The sequence below is a fragment of the Nocardia spumae genome (assembly GCF_020733635.1).
Taxonomy (GTDB): Bacteria; Actinomycetota; Actinomycetes; order Mycobacteriales; family Mycobacteriaceae; genus Nocardia; species Nocardia spumae.
The window spans coordinates 6,570,195-6,591,373 of sequence record NZ_JAJFZL010000001.1; the positions used below are offsets into that span (position 1 = coordinate 6,570,195).

The following is a 21,179-nucleotide window of genomic DNA, read 5'->3' on the forward strand; positions in this document are numbered from 1 at the left end:
GCTGGCTATCGTCTCTCGCACAGCCCGGAAAGCGCTGAACGTTGCCTGGGAGTTTCCTGCGAGCCCCGTGTGGGGCCGCGCGCGGAACTGTTCACAGACGAAGAGAGCCCCCTGTCAGGATTGAACTGACGACCTTCGCTTTACAAGAGCGGTGCTCTACCACTGAGCTAAGGAGGCGGGGTGAAGCGGTGCAATCATAACCAGCTCGGCGGCTGTGCGAAAAACCTGCACAGCCGTAGGAAAGACGGGAACGGACGCAGCGGCCGCGTGTGCCCTATCCGGGCAGCACGCAGCCGCTGATCACCGTCGCTCCGCGCCGTATCGTCGAGCGCGAATCAGGACTGGGCGGCCTGCCGGGCCGCATCGTCCGCGGCCATCGCGTCACGCAGGCTCTTGGGCCGCATGTCCGTCCAGTTCTTCTCCACGTATTCGACGCAAGCTGCGCGGCTGTCCTCGCCGAACACCACTCGCCACCCGGCCGGAACCTCGGCGAATGCAGGCCACAGGGAATGCTGCTCCTCGTCGTTGACCAGAACGAAGAAGCGGCCGTCCTCGTCGTCGAAGGGGTTGGTGCTCATTTCACCTCACTGGATACTGGCGCTGTATACGGGAACGCGCTGTGTACGGATTTCGTGGAGCGCCGGACTCGAGCCGGAACCGACCGACCTGAGCCGAAGCCCCGAGCGATGTGTCGACACTAGCAAGACCGACGTTACGCGTTGCGGGTTACCTCGAGCCCGCGAAAAAATCGAGCAGGATCTTGTTGACGGCCTCCGGGCGTTCGAGATAGCCGAAATGTCCGGCGTCCGGGATCTCCTGATAGCGGGCGTCGGGAATGACGTCGGCCAGCTCACGGGTCAGATACGCGGGGATCATCCGGTCGTCGGCGAAGCCCATGGCCAGACACGGCACCTTGATTCCGCGGTAGGCCTGCAGCCGGTCGAAATCGTGATCCATTCGTCGCTGGGCCCGAATTCCCGGGGTAACCGGCCCGCCGGTGAATTCGAACAGATCCAGCCAATCGCGCGCAGAATTCGGATCGGCCATCGTCGCGGGCGAAAGATTCATCACCGCGGTCACGGCGGCCTCGTATTTGGCCGGCATCTGCACACCCGAGGCGTCGAGTTCGTGCTCACCCAGTGACAGGGTCTTCTGGAATTGATCCAGGCGCGCGTGCCCGGCCATGAACACGGCCTTGCGCACCAGGTCCGGGCGGGCCAGAGCCAGCTCCTGCGTCACCCGGGCGCCCATCGAGGTCCCCGCGACCAGAGCCGGGCCCTCGTCGAGATATTCGATGAGCGCGGCGGTGTCGGCGGCGAGTTCGTCGATGGTCATACCGCCGGCCGCCTCGTACGACGGGGCGATACCGCGGTTGTCGAACGTGCAGACCCGGTATCCGGCCGCGACCAGCGCCGGAACCTGATGCAGCTCCCACACCCTGCCCGGGCTGCCGGTCCCCATGATCAGCACGACCAGCGGGGCCGCTCCCTTGGTGTCGGTGCCTTTGGCCTTGTCCCCCTTCACCTGGTAGTTCAGTGAGATTCCATTCACCGTGGCCAACGGCATGATGCAGTGACCCCTTCCTCGACGATCGGTGCGGCGGCGATACTCGCCTCTCACCAACGGTATAGGTTCGCACTCTCCCGGCGTTTCGCCCCTGTGGGCAGCCACACCCGCGCTGTTGCGGTTCGGCAGCGGACGGCACCAAGCCGACGGCCCTTTTCGGGACGACCGATACCATTGACAGCGCACGGCGCCGAGACCACGACGGTCCACACCAACCGCCGTGCCACGACCCCGAGCCGAGAGGACACGATGATGGCCGCGAAGAGCGCCAACGACATCGCGGACGACGACCTGGAACCGCTGGCCGACGAGACCGCCCGGCAGGCACAGCGCGTCGTGGCCGCCTACGCCACCGACGCCGACGAGTGCCGGATGCTGCTGTCGATGCTCGGCATCGGCCCCAGCACCCGCGGCGAATAGCCACTTCGGCAATTCACCCATACAACTGAAATCCCACGCCTAGCCCCGCCATTTCGGCGACCGGAGGATCCAGCAGTGGACCAGACGAGCGATATACGCAGTGATCTACCCCGAGACGCTCTGCCGGAAACCGAATCCGCACCAGCCGCCCGCCCCGGCAGCGCCGGGTCCGGATTCGTCGTGGTCGCCAACCGGCTACCGGTGGATCTCGAACGCCTCCCCGACGGCACCACGCGGTGGAAGCGGAGTCCCGGGGGCCTGGTCACCGCGCTGGAACCGGTCCTGCGGAACAACAACGGCGCCTGGGTGGGCTGGGCCGGTGTCCCCGATGTGGATGTCGATCCGATCATCGAGGACGGACTGGAGCTGTATCCGGTACCGCTGTCGGCCACCGAGGTAGCCGACTACTACGAGGGCTTCTCCAACGGGACCCTGTGGCCGCTGTATCACGATGTGATCGTGCGGCCGGAGTACCACCGTGACTGGTGGACCGCCTATGTCGAGGTGAACCGGCGCTTCGCCGAGTACACCGCGAAGGTGGCCGCCGAGGGGGCGACGGTGTGGGTGCAGGACTATCAGCTACAGCTGGTGCCGAAGATGCTGCGGATGCTGCGGCCGGATCTGACCATCGGCTTCTTCCTCCACATTCCGTTCCCGCCGGTGGAGTTGTTCATGCAGCTACCGTGGCGGACCGAGATCGTGGAGGGTCTGCTGGGCGCCGATCTGATCGGCTTCCATCTGCCCGGTGGTGCGCAGAACTTCCTGTACCTGGCGAAAAGGCTTGCCGGTCAGCCGACTTCGCGCGGCGCGGTCGGCGTCCGGTCGAAACTCGGTGTGGTGCAGGTCGGTTTCCGCACGGTTCGGGTCGGCGCCTTCCCGATCTCGATCGCCTCGGCCGAACTCGACGAGCTGTCGCGGCGGCGGTCGGTGCGGGAGCGGGCCGCGCAGATCCGGGAGGAGCTCGGGAATCCCAAGCACATCCTGCTGGGTGTGGATCGGCTCGACTACACCAAGGGCATCGATATCCGCCTGGCCGCGTTGCAGGAGCTGCTGCACGCCGGCCGCCTGGATCCGACCGAAACGGTGATGGTGCAGCTGGCCACGCCGAGCCGCGAGCGGGTGGAGAGCTACATCCAGATGCGCGGTGACATCGAACGCCAGGTGGGCCGGATCAACGGCGAATTCTCCCGTGTCGGTTACCCGTTCGTGCACTACCTGCACCGCCCGATCCCCCGTGACGAGCTCGTTGCCTTCTTCGTCGCCGCCGACGTCATGCTGGTGACGCCGCTGCGCGACGGGATGAATCTGGTCGCGAAGGAGTACGTGGCCTCGCACAGCGGGCTCAACGGCGCTCTGGTGCTGAGCGAATTCACCGGTGCCGCAGCGGAACTACGCCAGGCATATCTGTGCAATCCGCACGATCTCGACAGTGTCGAGAATGCGATCATGTCGGCGATCGAGGACGATGCGGAGACCAAGCGCCGTCGCATGCGCGCCCTGCGCCGTCAGGTCCTCGCGCACGATGTGGATCGCTGGGCCCGTTCGTTCCTGGACGCACTGGCACAGGACCGGGTAGCCGGCAGTGCGCTGCTCACCGACGCGGATGTGGATCCGGGCGGCCGCTGAAAACGCACAGCGATCCGCACACCATCGACCGCACAGCGATCCGCACACCATCGACCGCACAGCGATCCGCACACCATCGACCGCACAGCGATCCGAGGCGGGTCCACCCTTCGATCCGACCCGTCGACTCCCCGATCCGCCACGCCCGCGGTCACCGCATCTCGGTCCTGGCCTCCGCCGGAGCCGTGCGGTCGCCGCACACCACAGACCCCGGATTCCGCCGCACCCGCCGGGATCTCACCGCACGTTCCGCCGTGCGGCGCAGGCGTGCTTCTCCGGCGGGACACCGCTCGACCGTATCGGCCTCGACCACCGATCCCGCCTCGGAATCGCTGCGTGATCGACGGTAGAGGCGAATACTTAACGGAAGGAACGACATTCACTTAAGACGCCGTCACCCCGCCGTCGAACCTGATGTCGTCGCGGACCGGGATCAGATCGGGGTGACCTGGGAGGCCAGCCAGCGACCGTCCTGCTTGTCCATCGTCACGCGGACCCGGCTGGGCGTGATGGCACCCTGCGGGGAGTCCTTACTGGTGGTGATCTGGTTCAGGTAGAGCAGCACCACTGCATGTGAGCGATCGGCCGAGACCACCCCGGCGGCCTGGGTGTTCGCCTTGACCGTGAGCTGTTTCTCCTTGGCGCCCTTGGCGATGACCTCGTTGACGAGTTTCAGGTAGTCCTTGCGGAAATCGGGAGTGAGATTGTCCGCCGACTTCGGCAGCTCGGTGTCCACATTGTTGAAGTCGTAGGTGAACATGGCCTGCACGGTGGTCCGCGCCGCCTCGACGGAATGCGTGCGGGCCTGCTCGGCCTGCTGATCCGACCAGTAGGTGAACCCGGCGAGACCACCGACGGCCAGCGCGGCCACGAGCAGGACCGCCGCGGAGACGATCAGGATCGGACGCAGATTCTTTCTCATGCCACGAACTCCACCTGTGAGGCAGTGGTGTGCCCGCCGTCGCGGGTCAGGGTGATGCGGAAGCGGTAGTAACGCTGTTGCGGGTCCGGCGACCCGGCGTTGGTCAGCGTCTGCTTCGCGGCGACCAGCACCCGGGCGGTGTGATCGTCCGAACTCTCCAGCGCCGACTCGATGATCTCACCGCTGGCCTTCACCTTCGCCTGCTGCACGACCTTCGCGTAGTCGTCCTTGCGCGCGGAGTACTCCTCCTTGAGCTGGCCGGAGGCCACCGACAGCACCCGGTCGATATCCTGCTGCGCGCTGTCGTCCTTGATGTTGGTGAGGTTCAGGACGGCTTGTTTGGCGGTCTGCACGTAATCGTCGCGCTGCGCGGCGAGCGCGTCGACGCTGTGCTGGTGATAGGCGTAGAAGCCGCCGGAACCGAGCAGAACCAGCGCCGACAGCACGGCCACCACGACGGCCGCCCAGCCCAGCACGCCGAGCGTGCGCCGGCCGGGCTCGTCGCCGGCGGCGGCGTCCGCGGTCGCGAGCTTCACCGTCTCGTCGTCGGCGCCGGGCGTCGCGAGTTTCACCGTCGCGTCGTCGGTGGCCGCAGCGTCGGCAGGCGGCGCGAGCTTCTCGGTTTTGTCCTCGGCGACCGGCGCCGTCGTCGCGGTCTTCACCGTCACCTCGTCGGTGGCCGCGGCGGCCGATTTCGCACCGCTATCGCCGACAGTTTGCTGCGTAGCCGAATCGCCTCCCGCAGCGGCAGGCGTGCTCGCCTTCGCCTCGGCCTTCGCCTCGTCCACCGGCGGTCCCGCCGGGCGTCCGGCGCGCCGCCGGACCCTGCCGGTCTGCGCGGATTCGGTTTCACTCATGCCAGTACCTCGATGGCGCCGCACCCGGCCGGGCGCGTTCGCGCGCTGTTGTGGTTGCTTTGCTCGCTCATCGCTGCTGCTCCTCGAGCATCGACTGCCAACTCGACGGTACCGTGCCCGAACCGTTGGCAGCGACATCCCCCTGCCGGTACGTCCTGCCGTCGGGACCGGTGAAGGTTCCGCTGCGCGGATCCATCGTGCGATTCGAGAAGGAGGACGGATGGGTTTCGGCCGACGGAGCGGCGGACGGCGCGACCGGCTGCGGCGGGCCGAACGGCGGGTTGGTCCCCTCCGGGATGTAACCCTGCGGATCATGGCACAGCGCCGGGGTCGGAGCCCGCTTACCGGGTACGTCCGCACAGGGGAAGTTGCGGATACCGCGCACCGCGGTACTCGAGTCCTGCGAGATCTTGCAGTAGAGCTCCGGGGTGTCGGGGATGCTGAAATCCGTTGGGGAACGCCGTTGATCCGGCGGCAGGAAGCCGGTGGTGCAGCCGGGCGGGTCGTTGAGCCCGAGCATGAAGTCGGCCTTCGCGCCGTATTTGGTCGGGCTGCTCTTCGCGGCCGTCAGCAGCGCCGCGATCATCGGCGGCAATACCACCAGGATCTGTTCCAGGCCGGCGTGATACGTCACGCCCACCTGTCCGACCGAGACCAGGTTCGACAGCAGGATCGGCAACGTCGGCTCCAGATCCTGGAACGTCGAGCTGATCTTCTGAGCCGCGGCGGGAGTGCGCTCGATCAGCTGCCGCAACGACGGATCGTGCTCGCGCAGTTGATCGGTCACCGTCGCGAGGTTCTTGGTCCACGCCCGGATATCGGCATCGGACCGATTCTGGGTGTCCAGCAGCGGACCGAGCTTGTCCAGCAGATCCTTCGTCTGTTCGGTGCTGCCCTTGGCTTCCTGCACCAGCAGTGAGGCGGAATCGATGAAGCGTTGCAGATCCGGGCCGGCGCCGTTGAAGGCGACGAACGCGTCGTCGATCACCTCGCGCAGTTTGGTGTCCGCGACCGAGGACAACAGGCGATCGGCTTGGTCGAGCATGTCACCGACATCCTGCGGAAGTCTGGTGCGCTGCACCGGGATAACGGATCCGTCGCGCAGATTCCCGCCCTGCGGATTCTCGACCGGCACCAGGTCCACGTACTGCTCACCGATCGCGGACACGCTCTTGACGTAGGCGTCCACATCGGAGGGAACCTTGTACTTGGTGGTGATCGACATGCGCGCGTCCACGCCGTCGGGCGTGAGCTTCACATCCTCGACCTTGCCGATATTCGTGCCGCGGTAGGTGACGTTCGCGGTCGGGTACAGGCCGCCGGTGGCCGCCAATTTCACCGTGACCTGATAGCGCCCGATACCCACCATCGCGGGCAGATGGATGTAGCTCGCCGACATGACGACCAGGCCGACAACCGTCAGCACCGAGAAGATGATCAGCTGAGTCCTGACAAATTTACTGAGCTTCATCGACCCGGACCTCCTTGCGGCGCAACGGGAACGGGAACCGTCAATCCCGGAATCGCGGGCAGCCCCGGAATCGGCGGCAGCCCCGGCAGCGACGGTGTGGGCGGCGGCGGCTGCAGCGGACCTTGGACGGGATCGCCCTTCTCACCGGCGGTTCCGGCGATCGTGCCCAGCGCCGCCTCGACACCGTACTTCGCCTGGACACCGCCGAACTTGCCACCGAGGGGGGTGCCGGTGAGGAAGTTGGAGTCCAGCCGGGCACTGGTCAGGTCATAGGTGACGAACAGGTTCATGTAGTCACCCTTGATCGCCTTGTTGATGCCCTTGATCGGGAAGGGGAAGGTGAGCAAGAGCTGCAGGGACGTGGCGAGCCGGTCACCGGTGTTCGCGAGAGTCTGCAGGGCAGGCCAGAGATTGGCCAGATTCGCCTTCAGGTTGTCACCGCTCTGCGCGATCACCTGCTGCACGACGCCGCTCAGATCACCTAGGGCCGTAATGGTTTTGGTGATGTTCTCACGCTTGTCGGCCAGCACGGTCAGCGCCGGGTGGATCTGGGTGATGGCGGCGGAGACCTTGTCCTTCTCCTGCGCCAGCTGCCCGCCGAACCGATCCAGCCCGCCCATCGCGGAGATGATGTCCCCGGTCTGCTGGTCGAGTGTCGTGGTCAGCTGGTTCAGCTGCGGAAGCAGGTCGCGGATCGAATCCTCCCGGCCCTTGAACGTGGCGTTCAATTCGTGGGTGATCGTCTCCAGCTGCGAGATACCTCCGCCGTTGAGCACCACCGACAACGACGACAACGTCTGCTCCGTCGTGGGGTAGGTACCGGCCCGGTCGAGCGGGATCAGGTCGCCGTTCTTCAGCTGTCCTTCCGGCGCGATCCCCTCCGGCGCCGCCAATTCGACGTGATTACTGCCCAGCAGGCTGGTCTGCCCGATCCGGGCGACCGCGTTCTCCGGCAGCTTCACATCTTTGTCGAGACTCACGGTAACCAGGGCGTGCCAGTCCTCGAGCTCGATTCCGCTCACCGATCCGACCGTCACGTCGTCGACCATGACCGGCGAATTGCGGGTCAGCGTGGTGACATTCGGCATCTGAATGCGAACCTGCCACGAGCCCGCCCCGGTTCCCGCCGCACCCGGCATCGGCACCGAATTCAGCCCGTCCCACTGGCAGCCGGTGGCGCCCATCACGACAGCGACGCCGATGGCGACAGCTGCTATCCGCCTCCGACGGTTACGCATCAACGACCTCCTGGAAGAGCCAGGCCCGCGATGCCGTTCGGCACGCTGCTCGGCGGGGCGGTATTCGCGCGCTCGGCCAGATCCGGCGTGCTGTACGTGAGCTGCTGGGGGAACGCGGTCTGCGTCGACGCCGGATTCGCCAGGATCGGAGGGTAATTCATCATCAGCGAATTGATCACCGGCGCCACGTACTGCTTGCACAGCGCCGCGGACTTGTCGGAATCGTCGGCCTCGATCGCCTCGACCGAACCACACAGGAAGGCCGATGCGTTCGCGAAGTTGGTACCGACCACGGCACCGGCCAACGATCCCTGCGCGGGCTTGTAGATCTGATAGAAGTTGACCAGTCCGGTCGGGCCGGCGTGCAGGACCCGCTCGATATCGTCGCGCTTGTCGGCGAGCAGCTGGGTCACATCGCTGAGCCGCTGCACACTCTCGGTCAGGGCGCCGCCACGCTCGTCGAGGAATCGCTTGACGTCACCGACCGCGGAGTCGAGGTTGTCGAGTCCGGCCCCGAGATCGTTCGAGGTATCCGACAGCACCGACGACACCGAGGCCAGCCGCCCGCCGAACTGCACGATCTGCTCGTTGCTCTTGGACAGCACATCGACGAAATGCTGCAGATTGCGAATGCTGCCGAACAGATCGGTCCGGCCGTCGGACAGCACACCGAGAGTGTGCGACAACTCCTGCAACGTATCGCGGAATGCCTGGGCGTTGCCGTTACCGAGATTGTTCGCCGCGGTGTCGATGAACCGGCCGAACGAGCCCTGCTGATCCTCACCCACCGGGCCGAGGGCCTTGGACAGCTCGGTCAGTTCCTTCTTGATGTCGTCCCACTCCACCGGAACGGCGGTGTGCTCGATCGGAATCGAGCCGTTGTTCGCCATCTTCGGCCCGCCGGTGTAGGCGGGCGCCAACTGAATGAACCGAGCCGACACCAGGTTCGGGGAGACGAGCACGGCTTTCGCGTCGGCGGGTACGTCGACGCCACGATCGACGGTCATCGCGACCTTGACCTGATCCTTGCCGGGCTCGATCTTGTCGATCCGCCCGACCTTGACCCCCAGCACCCGGATGTCGTCACCGGCGTACAGGCCGTTGGTGGAGGGGAAATAGGCGGTGACGTGCTTCTTGCCGATGCCCGATACCAGGCCGTAGATCAACCACCCGACCAGGGCGATCACCACGATCGCGGCGACGACCTGCGCCCAGCGTGGCACCTTGGCGAGTCTGCGCACTGCGTTCATCGCGGCGGCTCCGTTTCGGCGGGGTTGGTGGTGATCGGGTGTCCGAAGGAGTCGTACAGGTCCTTCGGCAAGCGCTCCGGCCACACCAGCGCGTCGACCAGCGACCTGAGCGGGATGCTCTCGACATTCGACAGGTAGGCCTGGAAGTACGGTCCGCTGCCGACCTGTTCACCGAGCGCCGCGGCATACGGGCCGAGCGCGTCGAGCGCCTTGCCGAGGTTGTCCTTGTTCCGCTGCAACAGCTGCAGCACCGAATTCACTTTGTCCAGTGCGGGTTTCAGCTGCGCTTCGTTGTCGTTGACGAAGCCCGTCAGCTGCTGGGCCAGCTGATTCACGTAGACGATCAGCTGACTCAGCGAGGACCGCCGGGCATCCAGTTCGCCGAGCAGATCATTGCCGTCGGTCAGCAACGCGTTGATCTGGTTGGCGCGATCGGAGAGCACCTTGGTCACGTTCTGCGCGTGCGAGAGCAGTTCGGTCAGGGCCTGATCGCGCTTGTTCAGGCTCCGTGACAGCGCGGTCACCCCGTCGAGGGCCGAGCGCAGCGGGGCCGGCGTATCGGCGAAACTCTCCGACAGCGTGTCCAAGGTCTTGTTGACCTGATCGAGGTCGAGCCCCTGCACGGTCTTCGTCAGATCACCGAGTGCGTCGTTGAGCGAGTACGGGGAGGTGGTGCGCTCCAACGGGATCGGCTGATCCCGCCGGATGGCGCCCGGGCCCTGCGGAACGAGGGCGAGGGATTTGCGGCCGAGCACGGTATTGGTCTTGATCGCGGCGGTCGTCTTCTGCCCGAGCACGATCGACTCGTCGACACTGAACCGGACCTTGACCTTGGCCCCGTCGAGGCCGACATCCTCGACCTGCCCGGAACGCACCCCGGCGACCTGAACCTGGTCACCGGGCAGCAGCCCGCCGGCGTCGGCGAAGTAGGCGGTGAAGTCGGCGCCGCTGCGGATGAACGGCAGCCGGTCGAACTGCAATGCCGACAGTGCGATCGACGCCGCCACCACGATGCCGACGATGCCGGCCGAAATCAGGGGAGAACGTTCGACTTTCACTTCGCTTCGCACCTTCCCGTGGTCTGGTTACCCGACAGGTGCACTTCCATCGGTTTACCGTCCGGACCATCGGCGAGCATCGTCACACCACAGACATACATATTCAGGAACGATCCGTAGGAACCGATCCGCACGAGCTTTCGGTAGGTACTCGGCAACTGCTGGAAGATCCACTCGATATCACTGGAGTGCGCGTCGATGTTCTCCGACACCTGGCCGAGTTGGCCGAAGGTCTGTTTCAGGTCCGGGCGGGCTTCCCGCAGGAGACCGGTCAGATCGCCGGTGGCGCCCGCCAGCTTCGGCAGTGCCTCGCCGATCGGATCCTTGTCCGCGGCCAGTCCGCTGATGAGCCGCTGCAGTTCGGTCAGTGTGGTGTCGAATTCCTTGTTGTGATCGTCGATGGTCGCCAGGACCGTCTTCAGGTTGTCGATCACGCTGCCGATCAGAGCGTCCCGATCGGCGAGGGTCTTGGTGAACGAACCGCCGCTGTTCAACAGCGAGACGAGGGTGCCGCCCTGGCCCTGGAACACCTGCAGCAGCGCACTGGTCAGGTCGTTGACCTGCGTCGGATCCAAGCCGCGCAGCAGTGGTTTGAACCCGCCGAGCAGCAGGTCCAGATCCAGGGCCGGCTTGGTCTTGTCGGTGCCGATGGTGCCGCCCTTCTTCAGTACCTGGGCGGTACCGGGACCCTCCATCAACTCCAGATACCGGTCACCGACGAGGTTCTCGTAACGGACGGTGGCCCGGGTGCTGACGTACAGCTTGTACTTCGTGTCGACATCGAAATCGACATGGGCGAGGTGGTCGGAGCCCACCTCGACACTCTTCACCGAGCCGACCGGAACACCCGCGATACGCACCTTGGAGCCCGGCAGCATTCCCGACGAATTGGTGAAGACCGCGTGATACCCGGTCTCTCGCGAGAACCTCATCTGGCTGAACACCACGACGAGGAAAGCCAGTACGACCACCATGACCAGGGTGAAAATACCCAGCTTGAGAGTCGACGCGTGAATTTTCATCCTCATGGGTTGGGCACCCCCGGCAGTCCGGCGAACATGATCTGGAAGACCCTGGGTCCGTTGAGATGTGTGTGCAGCTCAGGAGTCCAGACCTCGCCCTCCGAGGTATCGGTGACCAGATAGTTGGCGTGATCGGTGGGCTGGCGATCCAGGATGCCCTCACAGTGCGGGCCTCCGGTCGCGTTCACCTTGGGCAGATCCTGTGGATAGTGGTAGGGCTCGCCACCGGGCATGAAGCCGGCGTTCAGCAGCACCGTGCCGCCGGGGCCACCACCGAAGATCTTGTCCATGATGTCGACGTTCTGACCGACACCCTCGACCACACAGCCGAGCGCCGAGCGGTACTCGTTGAGCAGTGCCGTGGTGGGGCGCAACAGGTCCAGCGAGGTGGCCAGCGCCTGGGCGTTATCGCTCAGAATCGGGCGGGTGGTGTCGGCCAGGCCGATCAGATTCACCAGCATCGCGTCGAAGTTCTTGTTCTCGTCCACGATGGTCTTACTGGTCGTGGTCGCGTTCTGGGTGGTGCGCAACAGGTCCGGGGTGACATCGGCGTACAGATTCGTCACGCCGACCGAGGTCTGCAGATCTCGTTGCAGATCCGGCAGGCTCGGGTTGATGTCGCTGAGGTATTGATCGGAATCGACGAGCAGCTGTCCGAGTTTGTCCCCGCGGCCCTGCAACGCGGTGCCCAGCGCCGTCAGCGTCGCGTTGAGCTTTTCCGGCGCCACCTTCGCCAGCACATCGGTCAAATGCTGGAATACCGTGTTGAATTCGACGGTCACCGACTGTGCCGACACGGTGGATCCGGGCTGCAGATGTCCGCCCGAAGGCTGTTCCGGTTCGATGAAGTTCACGTATTTGGCGCCGAATACCGTGGTCGACCGAATATCGACGGTCGAGTTGGCCGGGACCATCTTCAGCTGATCGGGGTTCATCGCCAAGGTCAGGCGCGCGTGATCACCGGTATACGCGATATGCGACACCCGGCCGATTTCCACGCCGCGGATCTTGACCTTCGCGTCCTTGTCCATGACCAGTCCGGCGCGCGGTGCGTCCAGATAGACCGGCTTGGTGGTGGTGAAGCCCCCCACGAACATGGTCAAGGCGATAGCGACGACCGCGGCCAGAATCAGGATCAGGGCCAGGCCCGAGAGCTTCACGCCCCATCCGGCGCCGAAAAACTTTCCGGTGCCTTCCTTTTCAACGAGCTTATTTGCCGCCATACCGCCTACCCGGAGAGATGGAAGTTGCCGGAGGTGCCGTAGATCGCCAGTGACATCAGCAGAGTCACCGACACCACCGCCACCAGTGAGGCGCGTACGGCATTGCCGACCGCGATTCCCACACCGACCGGTCCACCGGTCGCGTTGTAGCCGTAGTAGGTGTGAATCATCATGACCGCCAAGGCCATCAGAATCGCCTGCACGAACGACCACAGGATGTCGCTGGGAATCAGGAAGGTCGAGAAATAGTGGTCGTACACACCACCCGACTGGCCGTAGATGACGACGGTCGCGAACCGACTCGCCACGAACGAGGCGATGACCGCCAGTGCGTAGAGCGGGACGATCGCGATCATGCCGGCCAGCACGCGGGTACCCACGAGGAACGGCATCGGCCGGATCGCCATGGATTCCAGCGCGTCGATCTCCTCGGCCACCCGCATGGCGCCCAGCTGAGCGGTGGCGCCCGCGCCGATGGTGGCAGCGAGACCGATACCGGAGATCACCGGGGCGGCGATGCGCACGTTGAGGAATGCGGCGAAGAAGCCCGTGAGGGCCTCGACGCCGATATTGCCCAGCGAGCTGTAGCCCTGCACGGCGATCGTGCCACCGGTGAACAGCGTCAGGAAGCCGACGATCACCACCGTGCCACCGATGACGGCCAAAGCGCCTGTGCCCATGCTGATTTCGGCGATCAGACGAATCGTCTCGGTGCGATAGTGCGAGAACGCCTTCGGCACCGAGGCCAGGGATCTCGCGTAGAACTGGGCATGATGCCCGATCCCGTCCATCGAACTAGACACCCGCCGCACCCGTCGAACAGTACGGGGGAAACGGGACTGGATTACGAATGCCATCGGATCACCGCACCGTGAACTTGATACCGACGGCGGTGACCACGACGTTCACCACGAACAGGGCCATGAAGGAGAACACCACCGTCTGGTTGACCGCGTCACCCACACTCTTGGGGCCGCCCTTGACATTGAGTCCGAGGTAGCAGGCCATCAGACCGGCGATCAGACCGAACAGCGTGGCCTTGACCTCGGAGATGACCAGCTCGGGAGTGTGGGTGAGCAGGGTGAGCCCGTTGACGAAGGCGCCGGGGTTGACGCCCTGCAGCAGTACCGAGAACAGGAAGCCACCGGCGATGCCGATTGTGGACACCAGGCCGTTCAGCAGGGCCGCGACGAACATCGAGGCGAGCACCCGGGGCACCACCAAACGGTGGATGGGGTCGATACCGAGCACCTTCATGGCGTCGATTTCTTCTCGAATGGTGCGCGCTCCCAGATCGGCGCAGATCGCGGTGGCGCCGGCGCCCGCGACGATCAGCACCGTCACGATCGGACCGACCTGGGTGACCGTTCCGAATGCGGCGCCCGCACCGGAGAGATCGGCCGCGCCGATTTCCCGCAACAGAATATTGAGCGTAAAGCTCACCAGGACCGTGAATGGGATCGCGACCAAGATGGTCGGGACGATCGACACTCGCGCGACGAACCATGATTGGTCGACGAATTCTCGCCGCTGAAATGGGGGACGTATCACGGCCCGCGCCACCGCTGCCACGAGTTCGAAGAACCCACCGACCGCACGCAACGGCACGGCAAGAACCTCGTTCATTCCGCGATTCCTCCTAGCCGACCCGTACGCGCAACGTCGCGCCCGCAGGCCTCCACACCTCTTCCGCTCCGAAGATTAGAACATGTTCATGTCGATTCGGAAGAGAATTTGCCATTTTTGACCTGCTCTTTCATCTGAGAGTCGACTCAGAAGCTAGAACAGGTTCTATACGGTGTACAGAACGCCTTTGTGAGGCACCCCACAACCATCGACCCCATGTCTACCAAGTGCGCGACCGCCGATCAACCGAAGTTGGTCAGACGACCTGCACCCGATAATCAGCCGAGATCGTGTAGCGAACTCGCGGAAAACGTACGCCCCACGGGGCGCTCGGCGAAGTAGGTGCCGAGTGTGTCGGCCAGCGCGTCCGCACTCCATTCCGCACCGGCGGCGTCGAAGCGGGCCTCGACCTCGGGCGCGGCCATCAGCGCGACCATGGGGCCGTAGACGACGAAGACCTGGCCGTTGACCGCATCGGCGCCGGGAGAGGCCAGATAGGCCACCAGACGGGCGACATGGTCGGGCGAGAGGGGATCCACGTCGCCGTCGGGCGCCGCGGAGAAAACGGATTCGGTCATCGCGGTCCGCGCGCGCGGGCAGATCGCATTGGCGCGCACGCCGTAGCGCGACAGACCACGCGAGGCCGACAGCGTCAATGCGGTGATTCCGGCTTTCGCGGCGGCGTAATTCGGTTGCCCCTCGGGACCCAGCAAACCCGCTTCCGAAGAGGTGTTGATCAGGCGCCCGTAAATTGGAGCACCAGATTCCTTCGATTTAGCGCGCCAGTAGGCGGCGGCATTGCGCGACAAGAGGAAATGTCCGCGCAGATGGACCGAGAGCACCGCGTCCCAGTCCTCATCGGAAAGATTGAAAAGCATGCGGTCGCGGACAATTCCCGCATTGTTCACCACGATGTCCACGCTGCCGAAGGTCTCGTCGGCGGTGCGAATCAGGGCGTCGGCGGTCGCGCGCTCGGCGATACTACCGGCCACGAATTCCGCTTTGGCGCCCAGCGCGCGGATGTCGGCGAGGGTGGCGGCCACCGCATCGCTCTCGGCGAGATCGTTGACCACCACCGAGGCGCCGGCACCGGCCAGTGCCAGTGCCTCCGCCCGTCCGAGGCCGGCACCAGCTCCGGTCACGATCGCTACCTTGCCGGACAGGTCCGTCCCCGACTGATTCGACGATTCACTCACGCCGTGACTCTAGAACGTGTTCCAGTTATCGGCAAGCATCCATTTCACTGCAAACGCAGGGCGGCCTTCGGACACTGCGCGACCGCGGTCTCGACATCGGAGAGCCGATCGTCGGGCACGTCGGCGGTGACGATGTGGAGCATGTCCTCATCGTCGAGTTCGAAGACGTCGGGGGCGATTCCGACACAGATTCCATTGGCTTCGCACTGGTCGAAGTCCACGCTGACCTTCATTGATAACTCCTTCACCACCAGGTATTGCCGAGCCTACAAGCCCGGACGCACCGCCGCCGACGAAGCGGGCGGATTCGGTATCCATACTGGAACATGTTTCAGTAGATATGCAATGATCGTGACAGGGCCGGCCGACACGAGCCGATGTCGCCGCATCCGTCATCCCCATCACCGAGTCGAGGTAACCGCCATGCGGATTGCTTATACCGAGCAACAGGAGCAGCTGCGCGCCGAGCTCCGCGAATATTTCGCCAAGCTGATCACGCCGGAGCGCCGCGAGGCCCTGTCGTCCCAGACCGGTGAATACGGCCACGGCAACGTCTACCGTGAGGTGGTCCAGGAAATGGGCCGGGACGGCTGGCTCGCCCTGGGCTGGCCCAAGGAGTACGGCGGGCAGGATCGCTCGACGATGGATCAGCTGATCTTCACCGATGAGGCGGCCGTCGCCGGCGCCCCGGTGCCGTTCCTGACCATCAACTCGGTCGCACCGACGATCATGCACTACGGCAGCGAGGAGCAGAAGAAGTTCTTCCTGCCCAAGATCGCCGCCGGCGAGCTGCACTTCTCGATCGGATACTCCGAGCCCGGGGCGGGTACCGACCTGGCCTCGCTGCGCACCGGCGCGGTCCGCGACGGCGACGAGTGGGTGATCAACGGTCAGAAGATGTGGACCAGCCTGATCCAGTACGCCGACTACATCTGGCTGGCCGCCCGCACCGATCCGAGCGCCAAGAAGCACAAGGGCGTGAGCATGTTCATCGTGCCCACCGACGCCGAGGGGTTCTCCTGGACGCCCGTGCACACCATGGCCGGACCGGACACCAGCGCCACCTACTACCAGGACGTGCGGGTCCCGCACAGCTCGATGGTCGGCCCGGAGAACGGCGGCTGGGCGCTGATCACCAATCAGCTCAACCACGAGCGCGTGGCACTGACCTCCGCCGCCCCGCTGGCGCTGGCGGTGGCGCAGACCACCGAATGGGCGCGCGACACCAAGGATTCCAGCGGCGCCCGCCTCATCGACAGCGAATGGGTACGGCTCAATCTGGCCCGGGTGCACGCCCAGGTCGAATATCTCAAGCTGCTCAACTGGGAGATCGCCTCGGGCGCCGACGCCGGCGGTGACGCGGCCCCGCGGCCGTGGGATGCCTCCACCTGCAAGGTGCTCGGGACCGAACTGGCCACCGAGGCCTACCGGCTGCTGATGGAGATCCTCGGACCGCAGGCCTATCTGCGGCAGGACTCCCCCGGCGCCCAGCTGCGCGGACGGCTCGAGCGAATGCATCGCGCCTGCCTGATCCTGACCTTCGGCGGCGGCACCAACGAGGTGCAGCGCGACATCATCGCGATGACCGCCCTGAAACAGCCCGCAGCCGCCCGCTGAGCCGCGCACTAGTTCGAAAGCTGGGTAATACCGATGGATTTCACACTTACCGAGGGGCAGCAGGATCTGGCACGGCTGACCGGCGAGGTCTGCGGCAAGCTGGTCACCGCCGACCGGCTGCGTGAGCTCGACACCGCCGAGGTCCGCTTCGACGCGCAGCTGTGGCGTTCGCTGGCCGAGACCGGAGTTCTCGCGGCGGCACTGCCGGAATCGGTGGGCGGCAGCGATCTCGGCGTGCTGGAGCAGACCGCGATCCTGCGCGAGCTGGGCAAGGCCGTCGCCGCCGTTCCGTATCTGTGGTCGGTCGTCCTCGGCGCCGGCGCGCTGGCCCGCTGGGGTAACGACGCGCAGCGCGAGCTGGCGACGAAAGCCGGTGCGGGTGAGACGATTCTGACCGTCGCGCTGTCCGAGGAACGGAACTGGGAGCCGAACAAGCCCACCACCACGGCCACCGACGACCACGGCTGGACGCTGGTCGGCGCCAAGACCATCGTGCCGTTCGCCGCGCAGGCCACACGAATCCTGGTGCCCGCCACCGTATCCGGTAAGGCCGCGCTGTTCCTGGTCGATCCGGCCGCGGCCGGCGTGCGGCTGACGGATCAGCAGGTCGTCGACCGCAGCCCGGAGGCGGAACTCGAATTCGACGCCACACCCGCCGAATTGGTCGGCACCGTGGACGACGGCGCCGAGATCCTGAACTGGCTGCTCTCACAGGGCTGGCTCGGACTGGCCGCACAGCAATTGGGCACACTCGAGCGCGCCGTCGAACTGGTCGCCGAGTACGGACGCGAACGCGAACAGTTCAATCGCAAGATCGGCAGCTTCCAGGCCGTGGCACAACGCCTCGCCGACGGGTACATCGATCTGCAGGGGCTGCGGCTCGCGGTCACCCAGGCGGCCTGGCGGGTGTCGGAGGGGCTGCCCGCCGACGCCGAGATCCACACCGCCAAGTTCTGGGCCGCCGAGGCCGGTCATCGCATCGCCCACACCGCCGTGCACGTGCACGGTGGCGTCGGCATCGACCGCGACCACATCGTCCAGTGCTACTTCACCGCCGCCAAGCACAACGAGTTCGCACTCGGCGGCGCCACCGACCACCTGCGCGCCCTGGGCACCCTCCTGGCCGAGGCCCACTAGCGCAGGCGCCCGGCCGGGTTCGATCCGCCGCTCCACCGGATCGAACCCGGCCGGACATTTCCACGTAATGATCCGGCCCGCTACCTCGGTATCGGATCGGCCCGGGCGAGTATCTCGTCCACCGTCTCGGCGACGGTGAGATCCGTTGTATCGAGCCATAATCCGATAGTCGGGGTCTCGGTGCGCAGGATGTCGTCGAGTTGTTCGACGGTGAAGGTGCCGTAGGCCTTCTTACCGCGACGCGCCTCCCGGTCGGCGACCGCGGGCGGGCGCGGGGCCAGCACGACCACATACAGCGGATCGGTCCGGATCCGCTCGATCGTCCACGGCAGCAGTTCGCCCAGGACGACGTCCTGAACGATCGCGGTGAAACCGGCCGCCGCGTACTCGTCGGCCACCGATGCCGCCAGCCGATGCCGTAGTCGCAACTGCCGCAGGGCGTCCGCACTCGGCGCGCCCGACATCTCGGCGCGCCCGCCGATCACGAAGCGCCGGAACACATCCCCGTGCACATGGGCCGAGCGCGGCAATCGCTCGGCCAGCGCCTGGGCGACCGTCGACTTGCCCGCCGCTTGGATACCGGTGATCAGGTACACCGCGCCGGAGGTCTCCCTCACGGGATCGCCGGCATCTCCGGCCTCGGAAGCACACATGGGCCGACGGTATCCCGGCACCGCGCTCGCGAGCGATCCATTTCTCGCACCGGAGGACGGTTCCCCCAGCTCAGAGGCCATGCCACAGATCTGCGATGAGTTTGCCCGCGCCGCGGCGTCGGTATTGGTGACAGAGACGAACGCAGGCGAGAGGACCCCCGCGCATGGCCAGCAAGATGATCTTCATCAATCTCCCCGTCGAGGATCTGGAGCGATCCAAAACCTTCTACGAGGCGCTGGGCTGGAAGGTGAATCCCGACTTCACCGACGAGAACGCCGCCTGTGTGGTCGTCGACGACAACATCTGCGTGATGCTGCTGACGCACCGCCATTTCGACATGTTCACCAACCGCCCCATCGCCGACACCCGCGCGGCCGCCGGGTCGATCTACGCCCTGTCGATGGGCAGTGCCGCGGAGGTCGAGGCGCTGCTGACCGCGGCAACGGCGGCCGGTGCCACCGAGGAGGTCAGCGAGGACAAGCGGGCCCAGGAGGAGGCTGTCGGCATGTTCAGCCGCGCGTTCCTCGACCCGGACGGACATCACTGGGAAGCCTTCTGGATGGACTACCCGGGCGGCAACTGATCGCCGCCCGAGGCCGGTTCAGCTCACTGCGCATCCAGGAAACCGATGATCTTGGCGTGAAATCCGTCCGGATCCTCGCCCGGCGCACCGTGCCCGGCATCGATTTCGGCGTAGCGGGCATCCGGAATCGCGGCCACTAGCTGCCGTTGCTGCGCCGCCGGAATGATCCGATCGTGCGCGCTGGCCAGGATCAGGGCCGGCGCGGCGATCCGGCCGAGCAGATCGGTCAGATCGACGGTTCGATCCACTTCCGTCTGTCTGGCCGCCCCCGGGGCGATGACACCGGCCAGCTGCTCGACCAGCGCATCGTTGTCCGCGGCGGTGGTGCGCTCCCAGTAGCGCGGGCCGAACGCCATCATCGGAAGCTGCCGCGCGAACAGCGCGGTGCCGTGCTCCGCGTCGGTCCGCAACAGCTCGATCCAGTACCGGAATTCGGCATCCATGCGGGTATCGGTGCGGACCCAGCCCGCGTGCATGAGCAGGGAGCGGATCCGGCCGGGTGCGGTGGCGGCGAGATGTGCGGCGATCACCGCGCCGAGCGAATGGCCGACGAGATGGAATTCGCCGACTCCGGCATGGTCGGCGGCGGCCCGGACCTCGGCGGCCAAATCGGCGACGGTGAGCGGCCCACCGTCGTCGGCGGTATCGCCGGAGCCCGAATAGTCCAGGGCGAGAACGGTATAGCGGTCGGCGAGCAGGGCGGTCAACGGCGCCCACTGATCGCGGGCGGCCGCGGTGCCGTGGACCAGCACCACCGCCGGGCCTGTTCCGGTGAGATCGTAGGCGACCCGGGCCTCGCGGCCGTCGAATCGAGCTGTTGCGATATGCATCGTATGTCCTAGGGCGACAGGGATATTCGGATATCAGGCGGCCACGCGCTGCCGGAATGCGGCCACCGCCGAACGCAGGGCGGCATTGAACTCGGCGGCCCGCTCCTGCTGCGGCATATGTCCCGCACCATCGATAACGGTCACCGCGGCGCCGGGAGTGAGGGCTGCGCACACTCGCGCCACCTCGACCGGGATCTCCGCGTCCAATTCCCCGTGCAGGTAGTGGATCGGGGTGCGCAGCAACGGAAGTCGCGGGCGCGGATCGTAGGTCGCGCAGGCGTGGAACAACTCGTCGATATACACCCCCGAGTCGAGGATCTGCCGGATCGTCCAGTCGACGAGTACCGGTGATGCGGCGGCGTACCAGTTCGGCACCCAGGTCGACAGGAATTCCGCTCGCCGATATCGCATTTCGTCGATGATCTCGGCCAGTGGCATGCCCTGCCCGGGCCAGTAGGCGGGGCCGTCCACGGCGATCACTCCGCCGAGCAGATCCGGATGCGCCAGCGCGAGTTCGGTGGCGAAGGCCGCGCCGACCGAGGAACCGATCACCACCGGCCGGTACAGATTCAGCTGCTCGATCACCTCGACCAGGTCGGCCACCGCACCCGCGAAGGTGTTGCCCGCGGCCGGCCGGGCCGAGCGCCCGCATCCCCGCCAGTCGAGGGTGACCACCCGGAAATCGGGCACCAGATCGGCCTGCTGCGCGCCCCAGACCCGGCCGCTGGTGCCCCAGCCGTGCAGGAACAGCAGCGGCTGCCCGCTGCCCTGATCCTCGTAGTAGAGCTGGGTGTGGTTGACGGTGAGGTACGGCATCGCGATCACTTCCTGTGTTCGGTGTGTGCACTCAGGAAACCGCGATCGGCGGCGGCGAAAAACGGCC

The 21,179-nt window shown here is 65.7% G+C and carries 22 protein-coding genes and 1 tRNA gene; 5 read left to right on the forward strand and 18 right to left on the reverse strand.

Annotation, left to right across the window (positions count from 1 at the left end):
* Window positions 1-105 precede the first annotated feature (105 nt).
* The 3 genes from LKD76_RS29270 to LKD76_RS29280 form a co-directional block, all read right to left on the reverse strand.
* A tRNA-Thr gene (locus LKD76_RS29270) sits at window positions 106-177 on the reverse strand.
* Between the two features lie 158 nt (window positions 178-335).
* Window positions 336-578, reverse strand: a complete 243-nt coding sequence (locus LKD76_RS29275; protein ID WP_019931522.1) for an MbtH family protein — start codon at window positions 576-578, stop codon at window positions 336-338.
* Window positions 579-726: 148 nt separating this feature from the next.
* Window positions 727-1,566 carry an alpha/beta fold hydrolase gene (locus LKD76_RS29280; RefSeq protein WP_227984611.1) on the reverse strand — a complete coding sequence of 280 codons (840 nt, stop codon included), beginning with the start codon at window positions 1,564-1,566 and terminating at the stop codon, window positions 727-729.
* 252 nt (window positions 1,567-1,818) lie between these two features.
* On the opposite strand from LKD76_RS29280, the gene LKD76_RS29285 reads away from it, so the two are divergent.
* A complete protein-coding gene (locus LKD76_RS29285; protein ID WP_193365166.1) occupies window positions 1,819-1,986 on the forward strand; it encodes a hypothetical protein in 168 nt (55 codons plus the stop codon).
* 120 nt (window positions 1,987-2,106) lie between these two features.
* On the forward strand, window positions 2,107-3,612 hold the full coding sequence (locus tag LKD76_RS29290) for an alpha,alpha-trehalose-phosphate synthase (UDP-forming) (protein ID WP_227985454.1): 1,506 nt from the start codon (window positions 2,107-2,109) through the stop codon (window positions 3,610-3,612).
* 433 nt (window positions 3,613-4,045) lie between these two features.
* Here LKD76_RS29290 and LKD76_RS29295 read toward each other — a convergent pair whose 3' ends face one another.
* From LKD76_RS29295 to LKD76_RS29350, 12 genes are all read right to left on the reverse strand, one after another.
* Window positions 4,046-4,534, reverse strand: coding sequence for an Rv1363c family protein (locus tag LKD76_RS29295; protein WP_227984612.1), 489 nt, complete (start codon window positions 4,532-4,534; stop codon window positions 4,046-4,048).
* Complete coding sequence (locus LKD76_RS29300) at window positions 4,531-5,391, reverse strand: Rv1363c family protein (protein ID WP_227984613.1); 861 nt, start codon at window positions 5,389-5,391, stop codon at window positions 4,531-4,533. The genes LKD76_RS29295 and LKD76_RS29300 overlap by 4 nt, the downstream gene beginning before the upstream one ends.
* A 67-nt stretch (window positions 5,392-5,458) precedes the next feature.
* The gene (locus tag LKD76_RS29305) at window positions 5,459-6,862 is read right to left on the reverse strand and encodes an MCE family protein (RefSeq protein ID WP_227984614.1); all 1,404 of its coding nucleotides are present in this window, start codon (window positions 6,860-6,862) and stop codon (window positions 5,459-5,461) included.
* Window positions 6,859-8,100, reverse strand: a complete 1,242-nt coding sequence (locus tag LKD76_RS29310) for an MCE family protein (RefSeq protein WP_227984615.1) — start codon at window positions 8,098-8,100, stop codon at window positions 6,859-6,861. Before LKD76_RS29310 ends, LKD76_RS29305 begins: the two co-directional genes overlap by 4 nt.
* Window positions 8,100-9,350: an MCE family protein gene (locus tag LKD76_RS29315; protein ID WP_227984616.1), complete on the reverse strand. Its 1,251-nt coding sequence runs from the start codon at window positions 9,348-9,350 to the stop codon at window positions 8,100-8,102. Before LKD76_RS29315 ends, LKD76_RS29310 begins: the two co-directional genes overlap by 1 nt.
* On the reverse strand, window positions 9,347-10,408 hold the full coding sequence (locus LKD76_RS29320) for an MCE family protein (RefSeq protein ID WP_227984617.1): 1,062 nt from the start codon (window positions 10,406-10,408) through the stop codon (window positions 9,347-9,349). The genes LKD76_RS29315 and LKD76_RS29320 overlap by 4 nt, the downstream gene beginning before the upstream one ends.
* Window positions 10,405-11,430 (reverse strand): MCE family protein, encoded by a 1,026-nt coding sequence (locus tag LKD76_RS29325; RefSeq protein WP_227985455.1) that lies wholly within the window; start codon window positions 11,428-11,430, stop codon window positions 10,405-10,407. Before LKD76_RS29325 ends, LKD76_RS29320 begins: the two co-directional genes overlap by 4 nt.
* Window positions 11,431-11,432: 2 nt before the next feature.
* Window positions 11,433-12,653 carry an MCE family protein gene (locus LKD76_RS29330; protein ID WP_227984618.1) on the reverse strand — a complete coding sequence of 407 codons (1,221 nt, stop codon included), beginning with the start codon at window positions 12,651-12,653 and terminating at the stop codon, window positions 11,433-11,435.
* Between the two features lie 5 nt (window positions 12,654-12,658).
* Window positions 12,659-13,510, reverse strand: coding sequence for an ABC transporter permease (locus tag LKD76_RS29335; RefSeq protein ID WP_227984619.1), 852 nt, complete (start codon window positions 13,508-13,510; stop codon window positions 12,659-12,661).
* 4 nt (window positions 13,511-13,514) lie between these two features.
* Entirely contained in the window at window positions 13,515-14,279 is a 765-nt protein-coding gene (locus LKD76_RS29340) for an MlaE family ABC transporter permease (protein WP_227984620.1), read from the reverse strand.
* 278 nt (window positions 14,280-14,557) lie between these two features.
* On the reverse strand, window positions 14,558-15,475 hold the full coding sequence (locus LKD76_RS29345) for a 3-oxoacyl-ACP reductase (protein ID WP_227984621.1): 918 nt from the start codon (window positions 15,473-15,475) through the stop codon (window positions 14,558-14,560).
* Window positions 15,476-15,519: 44 nt separating this feature from the next.
* The gene (locus LKD76_RS29350) at window positions 15,520-15,708 is read right to left on the reverse strand and encodes a ferredoxin (RefSeq protein WP_227984622.1); all 189 of its coding nucleotides are present in this window, start codon (window positions 15,706-15,708) and stop codon (window positions 15,520-15,522) included.
* A gap of 190 nt (window positions 15,709-15,898) precedes the next feature.
* Between LKD76_RS29350 and LKD76_RS29355 the strand changes: the two genes are divergently transcribed.
* Both LKD76_RS29355 and LKD76_RS29360 read left to right on the forward strand, forming a co-directional pair.
* A complete protein-coding gene (locus LKD76_RS29355) occupies window positions 15,899-17,092 on the forward strand; it encodes an acyl-CoA dehydrogenase family protein (protein WP_227984623.1) in 1,194 nt (397 codons plus the stop codon).
* Window positions 17,093-17,125: 33 nt separating this feature from the next.
* Window positions 17,126-18,229 (forward strand): acyl-CoA dehydrogenase family protein, encoded by a 1,104-nt coding sequence (locus LKD76_RS29360; protein ID WP_227984624.1) that lies wholly within the window; start codon window positions 17,126-17,128, stop codon window positions 18,227-18,229.
* Window positions 18,230-18,309: 80 nt separating this feature from the next.
* Here the strand turns inward: LKD76_RS29360 and LKD76_RS29365 are convergent, their stop codons facing one another.
* Entirely contained in the window at window positions 18,310-18,882 is a 573-nt protein-coding gene (locus LKD76_RS29365; protein WP_227984625.1) for an AAA family ATPase, read from the reverse strand.
* Between the two features lie 164 nt (window positions 18,883-19,046).
* Here LKD76_RS29365 and LKD76_RS29370 point away from each other — a divergent pair, with 164 nt between their 5' ends.
* A complete protein-coding gene (locus LKD76_RS29370; protein ID WP_227984626.1) occupies window positions 19,047-19,466 on the forward strand; it encodes a VOC family protein in 420 nt (139 codons plus the stop codon).
* 23 nt (window positions 19,467-19,489) lie between these two features.
* Here LKD76_RS29370 and LKD76_RS29375 read toward each other — a convergent pair whose 3' ends face one another.
* Both LKD76_RS29375 and LKD76_RS29380 read right to left on the reverse strand, forming a co-directional pair.
* Window positions 19,490-20,296: an alpha/beta fold hydrolase gene (locus LKD76_RS29375; protein ID WP_227984627.1), complete on the reverse strand. Its 807-nt coding sequence runs from the start codon at window positions 20,294-20,296 to the stop codon at window positions 19,490-19,492.
* A gap of 33 nt (window positions 20,297-20,329) precedes the next feature.
* Entirely contained in the window at window positions 20,330-21,112 is a 783-nt protein-coding gene (locus LKD76_RS29380; protein ID WP_227984628.1) for an alpha/beta fold hydrolase, read from the reverse strand.
* Window positions 21,113-21,179: the final 67 nt, after the last annotated feature.

Excerpts from the sequence above, each read along its gene's own strand:
- LKD76_RS29275 (WP_019931522.1), bottom strand. The coding sequence starts at position 578 with ATGAGCACCAACCCCTTCGACGACGAGGACGGCCGCTTCTTCGTTCTG.
- LKD76_RS29280 (WP_227984611.1), bottom strand. The coding sequence starts at position 1,566 with ATGCCGTTGGCCACGGTGAATGGAATCTCACTGAACTACCAGGTGAAG.
- LKD76_RS29285 (WP_193365166.1), top strand. The coding sequence starts at position 1,819 with ATGGCCGCGAAGAGCGCCAACGACATCGCGGACGACGACCTGGAACCG.
- LKD76_RS29295 (WP_227984612.1), bottom strand. The coding sequence starts at position 4,534 with ATGAGAAAGAATCTGCGTCCGATCCTGATCGTCTCCGCGGCGGTCCTG.
- LKD76_RS29300 (WP_227984613.1), bottom strand. The coding sequence starts at position 5,391 with ATGAGTGAAACCGAATCCGCGCAGACCGGCAGGGTCCGGCGGCGCGCC.
- LKD76_RS29305 (WP_227984614.1), bottom strand. The coding sequence starts at position 6,862 with ATGAAGCTCAGTAAATTTGTCAGGACTCAGCTGATCATCTTCTCGGTG.
- LKD76_RS29310 (WP_227984615.1), bottom strand. The coding sequence starts at position 8,100 with ATGCGTAACCGTCGGAGGCGGATAGCAGCTGTCGCCATCGGCGTCGCT.
- LKD76_RS29315 (WP_227984616.1), bottom strand. The coding sequence starts at position 9,350 with ATGAACGCAGTGCGCAGACTCGCCAAGGTGCCACGCTGGGCGCAGGTC.
- LKD76_RS29325 (WP_227985455.1), bottom strand. The coding sequence starts at position 11,430 with ATGAAAATTCACGCGTCGACTCTCAAGCTGGGTATTTTCACCCTGGTC.
- LKD76_RS29330 (WP_227984618.1), bottom strand. The coding sequence starts at position 12,653 with ATGGCGGCAAATAAGCTCGTTGAAAAGGAAGGCACCGGAAAGTTTTTC.
- LKD76_RS29335 (WP_227984619.1), bottom strand. The coding sequence starts at position 13,510 with ATGGCATTCGTAATCCAGTCCCGTTTCCCCCGTACTGTTCGACGGGTG.
- LKD76_RS29340 (WP_227984620.1), bottom strand. The coding sequence starts at position 14,279 with ATGAACGAGGTTCTTGCCGTGCCGTTGCGTGCGGTCGGTGGGTTCTTC.
- LKD76_RS29350 (WP_227984622.1), bottom strand. The coding sequence starts at position 15,708 with ATGAAGGTCAGCGTGGACTTCGACCAGTGCGAAGCCAATGGAATCTGT.
- LKD76_RS29355 (WP_227984623.1), top strand. The coding sequence starts at position 15,899 with ATGCGGATTGCTTATACCGAGCAACAGGAGCAGCTGCGCGCCGAGCTC.
- LKD76_RS29360 (WP_227984624.1), top strand. The coding sequence starts at position 17,126 with ATGGATTTCACACTTACCGAGGGGCAGCAGGATCTGGCACGGCTGACC.
- LKD76_RS29365 (WP_227984625.1), bottom strand. The coding sequence starts at position 18,882 with ATGTGTGCTTCCGAGGCCGGAGATGCCGGCGATCCCGTGAGGGAGACC.
- LKD76_RS29370 (WP_227984626.1), top strand. The coding sequence starts at position 19,047 with ATGGCCAGCAAGATGATCTTCATCAATCTCCCCGTCGAGGATCTGGAG.
- LKD76_RS29375 (WP_227984627.1), bottom strand. The coding sequence starts at position 20,296 with ATGCATATCGCAACAGCTCGATTCGACGGCCGCGAGGCCCGGGTCGCC.
- LKD76_RS29380 (WP_227984628.1), bottom strand. The coding sequence starts at position 21,112 with ATGCCGTACCTCACCGTCAACCACACCCAGCTCTACTACGAGGATCAG.